Source organism: Fictibacillus sp. Mic-4 (assembly GCF_049843615.1).
Taxonomy (GTDB): domain Bacteria; phylum Bacillota; class Bacilli; order Bacillales; family Fictibacillaceae; genus Fictibacillus_A; species Fictibacillus_A gelatini.
The window spans coordinates 1-907 of sequence record NZ_JBBHZM010000112.1; the positions used below are offsets into that span (position 1 = coordinate 1).

General features: G+C 45.2%; 1 protein-coding gene. It reads left to right on the plus strand.

The features are described 5' to 3' along the window. Nucleotides 1-103: 103 nt before the first annotated feature. The gene (gene istB / locus WD019_RS21680) at nucleotides 104-871 is read left to right on the plus strand and encodes an IS21-like element helper ATPase IstB (protein WP_026675774.1); all 768 of its coding nucleotides are present in this window, start codon (nucleotides 104-106) and stop codon (nucleotides 869-871) included. Nucleotides 872-907 lie beyond the last annotated feature (36 nt).

A 907-nucleotide genomic window follows, 5' to 3' on the forward strand; every position in this document is an offset into this window, starting at 1 on the left:
CTCGTAGCACCATTCATAAGCAAGAAAACATCCCCGCTTTACAGGCCACTGCACAGGTCAGGGAGTTGGACGATTATATCAAGATACTTGGAGGCACGAGACAATGAACAGCACATTGAGGGATCTGCAAGACCGCTTCCGCCATCTTCGGATGGCGGAGACTGCAAATGGGCTGCCGGGATTATTGCGTAAAGCCGAACAATCTTCCTGGACGTATCACGAATTCCTAGAGGAACTCTTAACCTACGAACTAACCCGAAGAGAAGAGAAGAATATAGAAAGAAGGCTGAAATGGGCTAAATTTCCTTATCAGAAAACCTTAGATGAGTTTCGAATGGAGGAGCAGAGATCCATCAGCACCCGGCAACTGAATCAACTAAGGGAGCTAAATTGGCTAGAACAGCAATATAACCTGATTCTCCTGGGGCCACCCGGGGTTGGAAAAACCCATATTTCGATTGGTCTGGGTCTTGAGGCCATCCAGAAAGGATTTAAGGTTACCTTTTTCACGATGGGAGAACTGGTTCATGTGCTCAAGACAGAAGAGTACTTGTCTAAATCTAAAACCCAGCTTAAAAGGATCAGGGAATCAGATTTGGTTATCATTGATGATTTGATGTATATGGCAATGGATCAACGGGAAGCCAATCTATTCTTTCATCTGGTCAACGGCCTTTACGAGCGAAGTTCTATCATCCTGACCTCAAATAAAGGTCCGGAGCAATGGGGCGAGCTGATGGGAGATCAAGGCATCACAACGGCCATTCTAGACCGGCTTCTTCACAGGGTGGAGGTCATCCACCTGAATGAGAACAGTTACAGGATTAAACACAGGAGCACCATTTTCGCAGAAAAAAGTGTTCAATCTTAATTAGCAAAAAGTGTTCAAAACTACTTGACGGTTACA

Bases quoted from the DNA above. Each gene is read 5' to 3' on its own strand.
- istB (WP_026675774.1), top strand. From the start codon at position 104: ATGAACAGCACATTGAGGGATCTGCAAGACCGCTTCCGCCATCTTCGG.